This window comes from Kineococcus endophyticus, assembly GCF_040796495.1.
In the GTDB taxonomy this organism is placed as follows: Bacteria; Actinomycetota; Actinomycetes; order Actinomycetales; family Kineococcaceae; genus Kineococcus; species Kineococcus endophyticus.
In genome coordinates this window covers 264,094-277,829 of record NZ_JBFNQN010000006.1, presented here as the reverse complement: position 1 = coordinate 277,829, position 13,736 = coordinate 264,094, and the positions used below count along the sequence as shown (strand labels likewise).

Annotated in this window: 19 protein-coding genes, 1 tRNA gene and 1 riboswitch; of the genes, 13 read left to right on the top strand and 7 right to left on the bottom strand. The window is 72.9% G+C overall.

Annotation, left to right across the window (positions count from 1 at the left end):
* Position 1: 1 nt before the first annotated feature.
* Positions 2-604: an ECF transporter S component gene (locus tag AB1207_RS10780; RefSeq protein ID WP_367638196.1), complete on the bottom strand. Its 603-nt coding sequence runs from the start codon at positions 602-604 to the stop codon at positions 2-4.
* A gap of 51 nt (positions 605-655) precedes the next feature.
* Positions 656-760, bottom strand: a riboswitch (TPP riboswitch).
* Between the two features lie 49 nt (positions 761-809).
* Between AB1207_RS10780 and AB1207_RS10775 the strand changes: the two genes are divergently transcribed.
* From AB1207_RS10775 to AB1207_RS10765, 3 genes are all read left to right on the top strand, one after another.
* Positions 810-950 (top strand): hypothetical protein, encoded by a 141-nt coding sequence (locus tag AB1207_RS10775; RefSeq protein WP_366171461.1) that lies wholly within the window; start codon positions 810-812, stop codon positions 948-950.
* A 16-nt stretch (positions 951-966) separates the two neighbouring features.
* Positions 967-1,269: a DUF4235 domain-containing protein gene (locus AB1207_RS10770; protein WP_367638194.1), complete on the top strand. Its 303-nt coding sequence runs from the start codon at positions 967-969 to the stop codon at positions 1,267-1,269.
* Between the two features lie 120 nt (positions 1,270-1,389).
* On the top strand, positions 1,390-1,563 hold the full coding sequence (locus tag AB1207_RS10765; RefSeq protein ID WP_367638192.1) for a CsbD family protein: 174 nt from the start codon (positions 1,390-1,392) through the stop codon (positions 1,561-1,563).
* A gap of 16 nt (positions 1,564-1,579) precedes the next feature.
* Here the strand turns inward: AB1207_RS10765 and AB1207_RS10760 are convergent, their stop codons facing one another.
* Positions 1,580-2,557 (bottom strand): SDR family oxidoreductase, encoded by a 978-nt coding sequence (locus AB1207_RS10760; RefSeq protein WP_367638190.1) that lies wholly within the window; start codon positions 2,555-2,557, stop codon positions 1,580-1,582.
* Between the two features lie 86 nt (positions 2,558-2,643).
* Complete coding sequence (locus tag AB1207_RS10755) at positions 2,644-3,843, bottom strand: serine hydrolase domain-containing protein (protein WP_367638189.1); 1,200 nt, start codon at positions 3,841-3,843, stop codon at positions 2,644-2,646.
* A gap of 146 nt (positions 3,844-3,989) precedes the next feature.
* On the opposite strand from AB1207_RS10755, the gene AB1207_RS10750 reads away from it, so the two are divergent.
* Positions 3,990-4,256, top strand: a complete 267-nt coding sequence (locus AB1207_RS10750; protein ID WP_367638188.1) for a hypothetical protein — start codon at positions 3,990-3,992, stop codon at positions 4,254-4,256.
* Between the two features lie 9 nt (positions 4,257-4,265).
* On the opposite strand, the gene AB1207_RS10745 is transcribed toward AB1207_RS10750, so the two are convergent.
* Positions 4,266-4,979, bottom strand: coding sequence for a CPBP family intramembrane glutamic endopeptidase (locus AB1207_RS10745; protein ID WP_367638187.1), 714 nt, complete (start codon positions 4,977-4,979; stop codon positions 4,266-4,268).
* A gap of 45 nt (positions 4,980-5,024) precedes the next feature.
* On the opposite strand from AB1207_RS10745, the gene AB1207_RS10740 reads away from it, so the two are divergent.
* Entirely contained in the window at positions 5,025-5,600 is a 576-nt protein-coding gene (locus AB1207_RS10740; protein WP_367638185.1) for a TetR/AcrR family transcriptional regulator, read from the top strand.
* Positions 5,601-5,662: 62 nt separating this feature from the next.
* Here the strand turns inward: AB1207_RS10740 and AB1207_RS10735 are convergent.
* Positions 5,663-5,736 (bottom strand) — tRNA-Gly (locus tag AB1207_RS10735).
* Between the two features lie 75 nt (positions 5,737-5,811).
* On the opposite strand from AB1207_RS10735, the gene dcd reads away from it, so the two are divergent.
* The 5 genes from dcd (at position 5,812) to AB1207_RS10710 (ending at position 10,441) form a co-directional block, all read left to right on the top strand.
* A complete protein-coding gene (gene dcd, locus AB1207_RS10730; RefSeq protein WP_367638183.1) occupies positions 5,812-6,387 on the top strand; it encodes a dCTP deaminase in 576 nt (191 codons plus the stop codon).
* 121 nt (positions 6,388-6,508) lie between these two features.
* A complete protein-coding gene (locus AB1207_RS10725; RefSeq protein WP_367638181.1) occupies positions 6,509-7,771 on the top strand; it encodes an EAL and HDOD domain-containing protein in 1,263 nt (420 codons plus the stop codon).
* Positions 7,772-7,880: 109 nt separating this feature from the next.
* On the top strand, positions 7,881-8,303 hold the full coding sequence (locus tag AB1207_RS10720) for an ankyrin repeat domain-containing protein (protein ID WP_367638268.1): 423 nt from the start codon (positions 7,881-7,883) through the stop codon (positions 8,301-8,303).
* 106 nt (positions 8,304-8,409) lie between these two features.
* Positions 8,410-9,768 carry a TrkH family potassium uptake protein gene (locus AB1207_RS10715; protein WP_367638179.1) on the top strand — a complete coding sequence of 453 codons (1,359 nt, stop codon included), beginning with the start codon at positions 8,410-8,412 and terminating at the stop codon, positions 9,766-9,768.
* Positions 9,769-9,799: 31 nt separating this feature from the next.
* The gene (locus AB1207_RS10710) at positions 9,800-10,441 is read left to right on the top strand and encodes a potassium channel family protein (protein ID WP_367638266.1); all 642 of its coding nucleotides are present in this window, start codon (positions 9,800-9,802) and stop codon (positions 10,439-10,441) included.
* 89 nt (positions 10,442-10,530) lie between these two features.
* Here AB1207_RS10710 and AB1207_RS10705 read toward each other — a convergent pair whose 3' ends face one another.
* Positions 10,531-10,698 carry a hypothetical protein gene (locus AB1207_RS10705; RefSeq protein WP_367638177.1) on the bottom strand — a complete coding sequence of 56 codons (168 nt, stop codon included), beginning with the start codon at positions 10,696-10,698 and terminating at the stop codon, positions 10,531-10,533.
* An 82-nt stretch (positions 10,699-10,780) separates the two neighbouring features.
* Here AB1207_RS10705 and AB1207_RS10700 point away from each other — a divergent pair, with 82 nt between their 5' ends.
* From AB1207_RS10700 to AB1207_RS10690, 3 genes are all read left to right on the top strand, one after another.
* The gene (locus AB1207_RS10700; RefSeq protein WP_367638175.1) at positions 10,781-11,227 is read left to right on the top strand and encodes a MarR family winged helix-turn-helix transcriptional regulator; all 447 of its coding nucleotides are present in this window, start codon (positions 10,781-10,783) and stop codon (positions 11,225-11,227) included.
* A complete protein-coding gene (locus AB1207_RS10695; protein ID WP_367638174.1) occupies positions 11,217-12,479 on the top strand; it encodes an MFS transporter in 1,263 nt (420 codons plus the stop codon). Before AB1207_RS10700 ends, AB1207_RS10695 begins: the two co-directional genes overlap by 11 nt.
* A gap of 107 nt (positions 12,480-12,586) precedes the next feature.
* On the top strand, positions 12,587-13,243 hold the full coding sequence (locus tag AB1207_RS10690; protein WP_367638172.1) for a thymidine kinase: 657 nt from the start codon (positions 12,587-12,589) through the stop codon (positions 13,241-13,243).
* On the opposite strand, the gene AB1207_RS10685 is transcribed toward AB1207_RS10690, so the two are convergent.
* Positions 13,231-13,710 (bottom strand): MarR family winged helix-turn-helix transcriptional regulator, encoded by a 480-nt coding sequence (locus AB1207_RS10685; RefSeq protein WP_367638171.1) that lies wholly within the window; start codon positions 13,708-13,710, stop codon positions 13,231-13,233. The two genes, AB1207_RS10690 and AB1207_RS10685, sit on opposite strands and share 13 nt — an antisense overlap.
* Positions 13,711-13,736 lie beyond the last annotated feature (26 nt).

Sequence of the window (13,736 nt, the reverse complement as noted above, 5' to 3'; positions counted from 1 at the left end):
GTCAGCCGCGGTGCTCGCGCCCGGCGGGGAACGCCGAGAGCGCGCCGGTGCGGGCCAGCGCCCGCACGAGGGCCCAGCCGCCGAGACCGGCGACCAGGGCGCCGGAGACGGCGAAGCACGCGACGTAGACGATCTGGAACCCGAGGGTCCAGGCGCCGGAGTAGTAGGCGAACAGCTCGTAGACGCCCTCGAGCACAGCGGCGACGACCCCGGCGAGCACCGCCACGGCCGGTCCGAAGCGGCGCCAGGCGAACAAGGCCACCGCGAGCTCGACGCCGATGCCCTGGATGGCCCCGGAGACGAGCACGCCCGTGGACCAGTGGCTGCCCAGGAGGGCCTCGACGGACGCGGCGGTCATCTCGGCGAGCAGCGCCGCACCGGGCCTGCGGATGACCAGGGCCGCGACGACGGCGGGCAGCAGCCAGACGCCGGAGAGGATGCTCTGCACGAACGGCACGGCGACGAAGAGGGGCGTGAGGGCCGTGTAGAGGACGCCCCAGCCCCAGAACACGACCCCGAAGGCGACGCCGAGGACGGCGGCGGTGAGCAGGTCGACGGTGCGCCAGTGGTGCGCGGCGCGCGAACGGTTGAGCGTGGTGCTCACGGTGGTTCCTCCTGGTCCCAGGAGGGGGACGCGCGACCACCGCGGTCACGCGTCGAGGACGTCCCGACTCCCTACGCCGGTGTGAACCGGATCAGGTTCGAGGGTCTGCGGAAACCCGCACTCTCAGCGCCCCACGGCGCTCCCCTGTCGTTGCGCAGCGAGGGTACCCCGCCGCGGCGGTCCCGGGTGAGGGGAGGATGGCCCGGTGCTGCGGATGATGCGGGGACCGGACGGTGGGCCGTCGCGGGCCGTCAAGCTCATGACCCTGGTGGTCGTGCTGGCGGTCCTGGCCGGGAGCGCCGCGGCGCTGACCCCGGTCCTGGGCTGGCTCCTGGGTCTGCTGTAGGGCAGGGTTGCCGCCCATGAGCTCGATCGTCTGGAAGTTCGTCGGCCCGGGCGCCGGCATCCTCGCGACCGCGGTCGCGGGGCGCGTCACGAAGAAGGTCTGGGTCGCGGTGACGAAGTCGCCGCCGCCGGACAACCCGGAGGACCCGGACGTGGCGTGGAAGGAGGCGGTCGTGTGGGCGCTGGCCTCCGGTGCGGTCATCGGCCTCACCCGGCTGATCGTCGAGCGCCAGGCCGCCGTCTGGTACCGCAAGAGCTTCGGGGAACTCCCGCCCGGCCTCGGCCCGGGCGACGACGGGGCGGTCAAGGAGTACTCCTGACCCGTTCGTGAGGGTGTCGTGACGACGGCCCCCGTGACCCGGTTCCCGGGTGCGGTCCCCCTGCCGCAGTGCTGCAGTGGGACCGCACCGGGAACCACCCGGTCACGGAGGAGGCTGACGATGAGCGCCACGGACAAGATCAAGAACGCCGCCCAGGACCTCGCGGGCAAGGCCAAGGAGGCCGTCGGCGGCGCCAAGGGCGACGACGAACTGCGCGCCGAGGGTCAGAAGGACCAGGCGGCGGCCGACCTGAAGCAGCGCGGCGAGCACGTCAAGGACGCCTTCAAGGGCTGAGCCCTCCGGCTGGGCCTCAGCCGAACAGCTCCACCAGCCGGTCCTGCCGGGCGTCGACGACGGGGTCGACGACCTGCAGGTCCGGGTGGGCGTCGTGGTGGGCGACGATCTCCCGTGCACCCTGCGCGAAGCTCGTCGTGGCGGCGAAACCCGGGACGAGCCGCTTGAGCACGGTGTTGTCGAAGACCACCGAGTGCGCCTTGTCCCCCAGCAGACCCGGCCCCCGGTCGGGTGCCTCGCGGGCGATGACGTCGCTGGGGACGTGGACGATCCGCGGATCCTCCACACCGGCCGCGGTGGCCAGCCGCCGCGCGATCCCGTCCCACGTCAGCACCTCGTCCGACGTGATGTGCACGGCCTCACCGGTGACGGCGGGTTCGCCGAGGAGCGGTACGAAACCCTGCGCGAAGTCGGTGTGGTGGGTCAGGACCCACGTCGAGGTGCCGTCGCCGTGCACGACGACGGGTTTGCCACGCCGCATCCGGTCCACAGCCGTCCACCCGTCGTCGAGGGGGACCATCGCGCGGTCGTAGGTGTGGCTGGGCCGGACCACGACCGCCGGGAAACCGTTCTCGCGCCACTCCCGGGTCAGCAGCTCCTCACAGGCGATCTTGTCGCGGGAGTACTGCCAGAAGGGGTTGCGCAGCGGCGTCGACTCCGTGATGGGCAGGTGCCCCACGGGTTTGGCGTAGGCGCTCGCGCTGGAGATGAACACGAACTGCCCGGTCCGGCCGCGGAACTGCTCGACGTCCGCGGCGACGTGCTCGGGGGTGAAGGCGACGAAGTCGACGACCACGTCGAAGGTCCTGTCCCCCACCGCGTCCCGCACCGCGGCGGGGTCACGGCCGTCGGCCGTCAGGGTCTCCACCCCCTCGGGCAGGGAGCGCCGGCCGGAGCCGCGGTTGAGGACGGTCAGGTCGATCCCCCGCCGGACCGCGAGGTCGGCACAGGCGGAGCTGATGGTCCCGGTGCCACCGATGAACAGGACGCGCACGTTTCCTCCCGTCGTTCCCCGACGACCCCGTCGGGTGCCCTCACCCTAGACGCCGTTTCCGGCACCGACACCCGCTGGGACGGTCGTCAAGCCTGCCCGTCGCAGACGGCCGCCTCGACGGCGGCGTTCACGTCCGCGAGGTCGTCGAGCGTGCGCGGAAGCGCGGTCACCGCGACGACGACGGACCGGCCGTCGGAGGTGACGAGGTTCCGCGTCTCGTACCCCTGGATGTCCCCGCCGTGCCCCCACGCCTCGACCCCGCAGCTCAGGGTCCGGTGCGCGAAGCCCAGCCCGTAGCTCCAGCCCGGTTCGGGTTCGAACTCCGCCGCCGGCACGGTCTTCAGCAGTTCCGCACGCTGCGCCGGGGCGAGCAGGTCCGACCCCTCCGCGCCGTCGGCACCGAGGACGGCGGCCTGGAACCGCGCAAGGTCCGACGGCGTCGAGACGAGTTGTCCCGCAGCCCACCCGAGGGACGGGTCGGTCTCGGTGACGTCGGTCCACGGCGCGTCCTCGCCGGCGGCGAGGTAGCCGCGGGGGTGTTCACCGCGGATCTCCTGTTCCCCGGTGCCGGGCCAGTAGGTGTCCTCCAGCCCGAGGCGGTCGACGATCCGCTGCGTGATCTGCTCGCCGATCGGCCGGCCCGTGACGCGCTGCACGAGCATCCCGGCGAGGAGGTAGTTCGTGTTGCTGTACTGCCACTGCGCGCCGGGTGAGAACTCCGCCGGGGCGGCGAGCGCGGCCTGCAGCAGCTGCGAGGGGTCGAAGTAGGTGTGCCGGATGTCCAGCAGTGCGGTGTCGCCCTGGCTGACGTCAGCGACGACGGTGTCGTAGTCGGGCAGGCCGCTGGTCTGCTGCAGGAGCTGGCGGACGGTGATGGCGCGACCGTCCCCACCGGGTCCGCGCACGAGACCGGGCAGGTAGGTCTCGACGGGTTCGTCGAGGGCGACCTTCCCCTCCCCGACGAGCTGCAGCACGACGACGGCGGTGAACGTCTTGGTGTTGCTGGCGATGCGGACCCGCCCGTCGGCGTGGATCGGGTCGCCCGTCGCGAGGTCCTGGACCCCGGCGGTGTAGTTCGTGACGCTTCCGTCGGCGTCGCGGACGGAGGCGAGGGCTCCCGGGAACCCGTCCTCGCGGACGAGGTCGTCGAGGCGCTGCTGGACGACGGACGAGCGCTGGCCCTGGTGCGCCCCGGGGGCGGCGGTCGCGGCGGACGTCAGGCCCAGGGAGAGGACGGCGGCGCCGGCGAGGGCGGCGGCGAGCGAGCGGGTCTTCGTGGTGGTCACGGGTTCCTCCTGGGTGGTGGCTTCCTCGGTGCCCTCAGCCTCCCGAGACCGGCCCGCCCGATCGATCCCGTGCGCTGGACGACCGGAGGTGGTGCCTGCACCACCTCCGGCGCGCGCCGCAGCCGTCCGGCCACCACAGTGGGCGGGTGAGCGAGGAGACGACACCCCACGTGGACCCGCGCGACAACGCCGAGGTCCGCACCGTCCAGGAGAGCGGGAGCCGGGAGAACGCCCGCGCGTCCGACTCCGGCCCCGTGCCGAGCCCGGCGCGCGACCCGCAGGACCCGCTGGGCCTGGAGGACGACGTGGCCGACGGGACCGGGCAGGGCAACCCCATCGCCGGGGTCGAGATCAGCGAGGAGGACGCCGCGAACGCCGTTCCGGCCGACCAGGGGCCCGAGGGCACCCGCTGACGTCCCCGGTCACGCGCCCGCCAGGCGTGCCGCGACGGTCGGCACGAGCACGGGCGCGTTGACCGCGGCGTGCAACGCCATGCACGCCACCAGGTTCCGGCGCCACAGGTAGAGGACGTAGATCGCGACGGTCCCGCCGGCGTGGTGCAGCAACCACTCCGGCCCGAAGAACACCAGGTGCGGGACGACGAAGAACGGCGCGGTGAGGGCGACCGCGAGCCACCGCCGCCCGAGCAGTTCCGTGAGGCGTTCGAGCGGGTAGCCGCGGAACAGGACCTCCTCGACCACGGCCGCGGTGAGGACCATCGCCACGACGGCGAGCAGCGGCAGCGCGACGATCTCCGCGCTCCCCCGTCCCGGGCCGTCCGTCGGCGGCAGGACCAGGGAGCCCAGCCACGACCAGAGCATCGCCGCGCCGAACAGGACGAGGGCGGACTCGAGGTCGCGACCGGTCGGGCGCACGACGCGCAGCGAGGCCAGGTCCCGGCGCTCGACGGCCCGGACCCAGGCCAGCAGGAGCGTGACCGCGAGGACGTTCCACGCGATGGACGCAGCCGGTCCGGTGAGCCCCAGCACGCCCAGCACCTGCGACGGGTCGGCGCCGCTGGCTCGGACGAGGGGTGGCAGCCACATCGGCGTCCAGGCGAGCGCGATCCCCGCGAGCACGACCCACCACCCGCGTGCGCCGGTCCTGCCCCGCCCCTCCTCCCCCGTCGCTGGCATGCGACTAGAGTAAACGCTCTAGAGCATGTACTCCAGGGAGGTCCCGTGACCGGCAGCGGAGGCGACCGGGTGAACCCGCGCCGCCGGGCGATCCTCGAGGCGGCCGGGCAGCAGTTCGCCGTCGCCGGGTACGACCGCACGTCCACGGCCTCGATCTGCCGGGCGGCGGGGGTCTCCTCGGGGACGTTCTTCCACCACTTCCCGACCAAGCTCGACGTGCTCGTGGGGGTCCTCGACGCGGGCCGGGACGCCACGACCCGCCGGCTGGCCGCACTGGAGGAGCGCGGTTCGGGCCTCACCGCCGTCCTCGCGCACGCCGCGGACACCGAGGCCGAGGCGGGGGACCCGGCGTACTCCGGACTCGTGCTCGCCGTCGCGGCCGTCGAGCAGGACCCCCGGGTGGCCGCGGCCCTGCACGCCGAGACCGACCTCGTGCACGGTTTCCTGGTGCGGCAGCTGGAGATCGCCGGACGTCGCAGCGAGCTGCGGACCGGCGTCGCCGCTCCCGAGGTCCTGGCGCGGCGGGTGCGGTGGCTGCTGGACGGCGCCGCGGCCGACGCGCTCACCGCCCCACCCGGACCGGGCGAGGTCGTCGAGGCGGTCCGGGCCCTGCTGGCGTGACCGGGTTCCGGCGACCCCGGGAACGACGAAGGCCCAGGTCCACCGGACCTGGGCCTTCGTGCTGGAGCGGGCGACGAGAATCGAACTCGCACTATCAGCTTGGGAAGCTGAAGTTCTACCATTGAACTACGCCCGCATGCCCTGCAGAACAGGACGGTGACCACTGTAACCGACGGCGGCGGGTGCTCGCACCGGCGGTACCGTGACGCCCGTGCTGCTCTCCGACCGCGACATCCGCGCCCAGCTGGACTCCGGACGGGTCGCGCTCTCCCCGTACGACCCGTCGATGGTGCAGCCGAGCAGCGTCGACGTGCGGCTGGACCGCTTCTTCCGCCTCTTCGACAACCACAAGTACTCGGTCATCGACCCCGCGCAGGAGCAGCCCGAACTCACCCGTCTGGTCGAGACCGCGCCCGACGAGGCGTTCATCCTGCACCCCGGCGAGTTCGTCCTCGGCTCGACGTACGAGGTCGTCTCCCTGCCGGACGACATCTCCGCACGGCTGGAGGGCAAGAGCAGCCTGGGCCGGCTCGGCCTGCTGACCCACTCGACGGCGGGGTTCATCGACGCGGGCTTCTCGGGCCACGTGACGCTGGAGCTGTCGAACGTCGCGACGCTGCCGATCACGCTGTGGCCGGGCATGAAGATCGGCCAGCTGTGCTTCTTCCAGCTCTCCTCCCCCGCCGAGCAGCCCTACGGCAGCGGCGCCTCGGGCTCGCGGTACCAGGGGCAGCGCGGGCCGACGCCGAGCCGCTCGGCGCAGGGGTTCCACCGCACCGAGGTCTGACCGGCGGGACGCACCCACCCGTTCGGCCCAGCCGTGACGGAGAACACTTCAGTCGTCCCGTGGGCGAGCCGTTGACACGGGTGTGGAGCTCGCGGTGACGACGGACGGGGAGGGGACCGCAGTGGACGCGCACCCCCTCGCACCGCCCGCACCCGTCGACGAGGCCACGTCCCGCTCCCCCGTGCGCGTGGGCCGGCAGGGCATCTACGACACCGAGCGCCGACTCGTGGCCTACGAGCTGCTCTTCCGCAACCACGGCCGGGCCAGCGCCGAGCTCGCCGAGGGCGCCGAGCAGGACCACGCGACGTCGCAGGTCATCAGCGCCACCTTCGGCGACTTCGGCGTCGAGCAGATCGCGGGCGACCGGCTCCTGTTCATCAACCTCACCCGGGGGTTCTTCACCGGCGCCCTGCCCATCCCGTGCTCCCCCGACCAGGTCGTGCTGGAGCTGCTGGAGAACGTCGAGGTCGACGACGAGGTGCTCGAGGGGCTGCGCCGGCTGCGCGCCCAGGGCTACCGCATCGCCATCGACGACTTCATCGGCGAGGAGGGGCGGCTGCCGGCCGTGGCCCTCGCCGACTACGTGAAGATCGACGTCGAGGCGGCCGGGGACGACTTCGAGCGGGTCCTGGTCCTGGCCCGCGAGCACAACCCGACGGCGCTCGTCGTCGTCGAGCGCATCGAGGACGACGCGCTGTTCGCCCGGTGCCTCGCCGCGGGCGCGGACCTGTTCCAGGGGTACGGGTTGCAACGGCCGGTGACGCTCGAGGCGGTCAGCCTCACGCCCTCGCAGCTGGTCTGCCTGCGCCTGGTGCGCGCGCTCACCGGCACCGACGCACCGCTGCACGAGATCGAGCAGCTCGTCGCCTCCGACCCGGCCCTCAGCCTGCGCGTCCTGAAGACCGTCTCCTCGGCCGCGGCCGGCACGAAGTCGGGCATCACCTCGCTGCGCCAGGCGATCGTCCTGCTCGGCCGCCAGCAGCTGTGCTCGTGGGTGGTGCTCATGCTGCTGGGCGGCGTGACCAGCGTGGACACCGAGGCGCTGACGATGGTGCTGGCGCGGGCGGCGGCCTGCTCGCGGCTGGCCCCGCAGGACGCCGACCTCGCCTACACGGTGGGCCTGCTGTCCGGGGTCGCCACCGTGCTGGGGATGGCCGAGGACGAGCTGGTGGACACGACAGGCGTGGCGCAGTCGGTGCGGGCAGCCCTCGTGCACCGCCGCGGGCCGGCCGGCGGCGCCCTGCGCGCGGTCCTCGCCTACGAGGAGGACGACCCGTTCGTCATCACGGACGCCGGTCACGCCGTGTACGAGGTCTCCCGCGCCTACCTGACTGCGCTCAGTGGGGCCATGGTCACCGTGAGTTCGGTCCTGGAGCGTCCCTGACGCCGGACACGCCACGGGCGTGCACTCTCCGCTCAGGCGGACCTACCCTGGCGCCGTGACCAGCGAGCGGGAGGACCCCGGCTCCGGGCCGGCGGACGCCGGTGCCGCGGTGGGTGCTGTCCCCTCCGGCCCCGCCGACGAGGGCGAGGAACGGGCACTGGCCCTGGCCCACCGCGTCTTCGAGCACGCCCGCAACGGCCGGGTCCGTGAACTGTGCGGCTACCTCGACCTCGGCGTCCCGGTGAACTCGACCGACAGCGACGGCAACTCGCTCGTCATGCTGGCCGCCTACCACGGTCACCCCCGCACGGTCCTGGCCCTGCTCGAACGCGACGCCGACCCCGACCGCGCCAACAGCCGCGGTCAGACCCCGCTCGCCGCCGCCGTCTTCAAGGGCGAGGTGGAGGTCGTGGCCGCGCTCGTCGCCGCCGACGCCGACCCCTACCTCGGCACCCCGAGCGCGCTCGAGGCCGCCCGGTTCTTCGGCCGCCAGGACCTCCTGGAACTGCTCGAGGTCCCCGAACCGGACTGACCGTCCCTCCCCGGCACCGCCGTCCCGTTAGCCTGGCGACGGTCGGCGCGTCCGCGTCGAGCGCGGGCGGACCCTGCGCTGGCACGACGCACGGCGGAGGCACCACGTGGCGGAAGTCCCCGCGACCCGCCGGCGTCAGCGCGTGCTGCGGCACCCGGCCCAGGTCGTGGCCCTCGGCTTCGCCCTCGCCGTCGCCCTCGGCACCGCCCTGCTCTGGCTGCCCGTCGCCCGGCGGGGCCCGGGGTCGGCCACCTTCGTCGAGGCCCTGTTCACCGCGGTCAGCGCGCTGTGCGTCACGGGGCACGTCGTCGTGGACACCCGCGAGCACTGGTCCACGTTCGGGCTCGTCGTCATCCTCGCCCTCGCCCAGGTCGGCGGGTTCGGGATCATGACGTCCGCCTCGCTGCTGGGCGTCTTCGCCTCCCGGCGGCTCGGACTGCGCTCGCGGATGCTCACGGCCACGGAGTCGCGCGGTCTGAACCTCGGCGACGTCCGCTCGGTGCTGCTCGGCGTCGTGCGCGTCTCGGTGGTCGTCGAGCTGGTGACGGCGGTGCTGCTCACGTCCCGGCTCTTCGCCGGCTACGACCGGACGATCACCGCGGCCGCGTGGGAGGGCACGTTCCTCGCCGTCTCCTCCTTCAACAACGCCGGTTTCGCGCTGCGCGGCGACAGCATGACGGCCTTCGTCGCGGACCCGTGGATGTGCCTGCCCGTCGTCGCGGCCTCGTTCCTCGGCGGCCTGGGCTTCCCCGTCCTGCTGGAGCTGCGCAAGCAGTTCCGCTTCCCCCAGCGCTGGTCCCTCCACACCAAGCTGACGCTCGTCACGACCGTCCCGCTGCTGTTCCTCGGGGCGGTGTTCCTCACCGTCAACGAGTGGCGCAACCCGGCGACCCTGGCGGGCCTGGACTGGTGGGCGCGGCCGCTGGCGGGGTTGTTCCAGGCCTCGGCCACCCGCAGCTCGGGGTTCAACTCGATCGACATCACGAGCATGAACGGCGGGTCCTGGCTCGTCATGGACGTCCTCATGTTCATCGGCGGCGGATCCGCGTCGACGGCCGGCGGGATCAAGGTGACGACGTTCGCCCTGCTCGCCGTCGCGGTCTACGCCGAGTTCCGCGGCGAGCCGACCGTCACGGTCTTCCGCCGCACGGTCGCCGACCGCGTCGTGCGGCAGGCGCTGACGGTGGCGCTCGCCTCCGTGGGCGTCGTCGTCGTCGCGACCGTCGTCCTCGTCGAGATGACCCGGGCCCCGCTGGACATGGTCGTCTTCGAGGTGGTCTCGTCGTTCGCCACGGTCGGGCTCAGCTCCGGGCTGCTCGTGCAGCTGCCGGACTCGGGGCAGGTCATCCTGGCCCTGTTGATGTTCCTCGGCCGCATCGGGCCGATCACGCTCGGCGCCGCCCTGGCGCTGCGCGAACGCACCCGCCTGTACGAGTACCCCGAAGGAAGGCCGATCATTGGGTAGCAAGCGCTCGGCTCTGGCCAGCCCGCGGTCGGTGGTCGTCATCGGCCTCGGCCGCTTCGGCCGCTCCCTGGCCCTGGAGCTCATGGAGGACGGGCAGGTCGACGTCCTGGGCATCGACAACGACGCGAGCCTCGTCGACGAGCTCGCGGGCTCCCTGACGCACGCCGTCGTCGCCGACTCCACGAAGGAGGAGGCGCTCCGGCAGCTGTCCGTCCACGAGTTCGACCGCGCCGTCGTCGGCATCGGGACGAACCTCGAGGCGAGCATCCTCACCGTCTCGACGCTGCTGCAGTTCGGGATCCGCAACGTGTGGGCCAAGGCGATCAGCGAGTCGCACGCCCGGATCCTCACGCAGCTCGGCGCGCACAAGGTGATCCGCCCCGAGCACGAGATGGGCCTGCGCGTGGCGCACCTCGTCCGCGGGCGGATGCTGGACTACATCGAGTTCGACGACGGCTACGCCATGGTCAAGACGACGCCGCCGAGCCCCATCGTCGGCCGCAGCCTGGGGCAGGTGAAGCTGCGCAGCACGTACAAGGTGACCGTCGTCGCGCACCACCGCGCCGGTGAGGGCTTCACCTACGCCACGCCCGAGACGGTGCTCGCCTCCGACGACGTCATCATCGTGTCCGGGCAGATCCGGGACGTCGAGGCCTTCAGCGCCCTGTCCTGACCCCCTGCCCCTGCGTGGAAAACACTCTTTCCGCCCCTCGAGAGCGCTCTCGAGGGGCGGAAGGAGTGTTTTCCACGGGGGCAGGGGGGTCAGCGGTCCTGGGAGTCGGGGTTGTCGCGGCGGTCCACGCCGGGCAGGCGGCGGCGCTCGGGCTCGCCGCGCTCGGCGCGCGTCAGGTCGATCGTCGTGCGGCGGTCGACCCGGTGCCGACGGTCGTCCTCGTCGTCGGCCGCAGCGGCCGTCCCCTCGTCACTCACGTGACCACCTCACCACGCTGCGTGTCCCCTGTCACGCCACTCCCGCGTTGCCGTGCCAGCGGGACCGACATATAGTGTCCCTATGCAACTTGATGGGGACCTGGCCGAACGCCTGCTCCTCAGCTGCTCGGCCTTGACGCGCGGCGCCGCGGCGGCCGCGGACGGCACCCGCCTGTCCCTGACGCAGGCGCGCGTGCTCAGCACGCTGGACCGCGACGGCGCCCTGCGCGTCAGCCGGCTCGCCGAGCTGGAGGGGTGTGCGCAGCCGAGCATGACGGGGCTCGTCACCCGGCTCGGCGACGCGGGCCTCGTGACGCGCACGACCGACCCCGCCGACGCCCGCGCCGTCCTCGTCGCGCTGACCGACGCCGGCCGCGACGCGCTGCTCGCCAACCGCAGCGCGCTGCGCGCCCCCGTGGCCGACGCCCTGCAGCACCTGCCGGCCCCGCCCGGCGACCTCGAACGACTGACCGGCCTGCTCGAGGACATCACCGCACTCGTCTCAGGAAGGACGTCCCGTGTCGACTGACACCACGTCGCACACCGCACCGGACGCGGCCGACGCACGTCCCGGACTGCTGAAGCAGCCCGTCGCCGTGTGGGCGGTGGCCTTCGCCGCCGTCGTCTCGTTCATGGGCATCGGCCTCGTCGACCCGATCCTGCCCGCCATCGCCGGGGAACTCGGCGCCACCAAGGCGCAGACCCTGCTGCTGTTCACGTCCTACCTCGGCATCACCGGGCTCGCGATGCTGCTCACCGGCTGGATCTCCAGCCGGTTCGGCGCGAAGAAGACGCTCATGGCCGGGCTCGCCCTCATCGTGGTCTTCGCCGCGCTGGCCGGGTCGTCGTCCTCGATCGCGCAGATCGTCGGGTTCCGCGCCGGCTGGGGCCTGGGCAACGCGCTGTTCATCGCCACGGCGCTGGCCACCATCGTCGGCGCCGCAAGCGGCGGGATGGCGAACGCGATCATCCTCTACGAGGCCGCGCTCGGTCTCGGCATCGCGACCGGTCCGCTCGTCGGCGGCCTGCTCGGCGAGGTGTCCTGGCGCGGGCCGTTCTTCGGCACGGCCGTCCTCATGGCCGTCGCGTTCACCGCGATCGTGACGCTGCTGCCGTCGACGCCGAAACCCGCTGTCCGCACGCGGATCTCCGACCCCGTCCGAGCGCTGCGCCACCGCGGGCTCGCGACCGTCGCGGGCATGGCCTTCCTCTACAACTTCGGGTTCTTCACCCTCCTGGCCTACACGCCGTTCGCCCTGGAGATCTCCTCGCCGATCGAGCTGGGGTTCGTGTTCTTCGGGTGGGGCATCTGCCTCGCCGTCGCGTCCGTGGTGCTCGCACCGCGCCTGCAGCGCCGGTTCGGGACGGTCCCCGTCGTGGCGGCCATGCTGTCGCTGTTCGCCCTCGTGCTGGTCGTCGAGGCCGTGTTCGTGGACGTCAAGCCCGTCCTCGTCGTCGGGACGATCGTCGCCGGGGTGTTCCTCGGCGTGAACAACACGATCGTCACCGAACTCGTCATGGAGGTCTCCCCCGTCCAGCGCTCCACGGCGTCGGCGGCGTACTCCTTCGTCCGGTTCATCGGCGGCGCCATCGCCGCCTGGGCCGCCGGTGAGCTCGGCGAGGTCTTCACCGACTGGTCGCCGTTCGCCCTCGGGGCCCTCGGCGTGGTCGTCGGCCTGGCCGTGCTGCTGTCCGGCCGCCGTCACCTCGTCGTCGTGCCCGACGACCCGGCGCCGCACTCGGCCGCGGAGGCCCAGGCCGTCACCGCCGGCGACGCCTGACGGGGCCGCGCGGGGGTGGGATCGTCGTCACGTCGGGCTCGTAGGTCGAGCCGGACGTGACGACGAGCCCGCACCCCGGCCCGCGCGATGAGGCATCATCGACGCCCGTGGCCGAACTGGTGTTCTTCTCCGGGACGATGGACTGCGGGAAGTCGACGCTCGCGCTGCAGACCGACCACAACCACCGGGTGCAGGGACGGCGGGGCCTGCTGTTCACCCGCTTCGACCGCGCCGGGGCCGCCGTCATCTCCAGCCGCATCGGGCTGGCCCGCGCCGCGCTCGAGGTCGGGGACGGCACCGACCTGTGGGTCGAGGTGAGCAGCCGCCATGCGGCCGACCCGCTCGACTACGTCGTGTGCGACGAGGCGCAGTTCTACGACCCCGATCAGGTCGAGCAGCTCGCCCGGGTGGTCGACGACCTCGACGTCGACGTCTTCGCGTTCGGCATCACGGCCGACTTCCGCACCCGCCTCTTCCCGGGCTCGGCGCGCTTCATCGAACTCGCCGACCGCGTGCAGGTGCCGCAGGTGGAGGCGCTGTGCTGGTGCGGTCGGCGCGCCACCCACAACGCCCGCACCGTCGACGGCCAGATGGTGGTCGCCGGCGAGCAGGTCGTCGTGGGGGACGTCAGCGCCCAGGAGGGGACGCTCGACGTCGGCCCCGTCGGCACCGTGGAGTACGAGGTCCTGTGCCGCCGACACCACACGCGCCGGCAGACGAAGGCCCACCGGGAGATCGGCCTGCGGGAACGTCAGCTCTCGTAGCCGAGGGTCGTCGCCTCGGGCATGTCGGTGTCCCCCGCCGCTTCCGCGAAGCGGGCGAAACCCTCCCGCACCGCGGCGCGGCCGTCCGCGTCCATGCGGTCCAGGACGGCTTCGAACTGCGCACGGCGGCGGGCGAGGACCTGGTCGACGAGGACGCGGGCGCGCTCGGTGGGGGCGACGAGGACCTCGCGGCGCGTGTCGGGGTTGTCCTCGCGCGTCACCCACCCGCCCGCGACGAGGCGGTCGACGGCGCGGGTGAACGTGGACGGGTGGACGCCGATGGCCGCGGCGAGGGCCCCGCTGCGCAGCGGCCCGCGCGAGCAGATGAGCACCAGCACCCTGTACTGCTGCAGCGTGAGCGACTCCATGGCCTCCGCGAGCGAGCGCACGCTGATGCCCACGACGGCCCGCGAACCTGCGAGCACGGCTTCGACGTCCTCGTCGACCTGCTGATCGGTGGGGATCACGCGAAGATGCTAGTAGTTCTAGTGCC

Bases quoted from the DNA above. Each gene is read 5' to 3' on its own strand.
- AB1207_RS10770 (WP_367638194.1), top strand. From the start codon at position 967: ATGAGCTCGATCGTCTGGAAGTTCGTCGGCCCGGGCGCCGGCATCCTC.
- AB1207_RS10765 (WP_367638192.1), top strand. From the start codon at position 1,390: ATGAGCGCCACGGACAAGATCAAGAACGCCGCCCAGGACCTCGCGGGC.
- AB1207_RS10745 (WP_367638187.1), bottom strand. From the start codon at position 4,979: ATGCCAGCGACGGGGGAGGAGGGGCGGGGCAGGACCGGCGCACGCGGG.
- AB1207_RS10700 (WP_367638175.1), top strand. From the start codon at position 10,781: ATGCAACTTGATGGGGACCTGGCCGAACGCCTGCTCCTCAGCTGCTCG.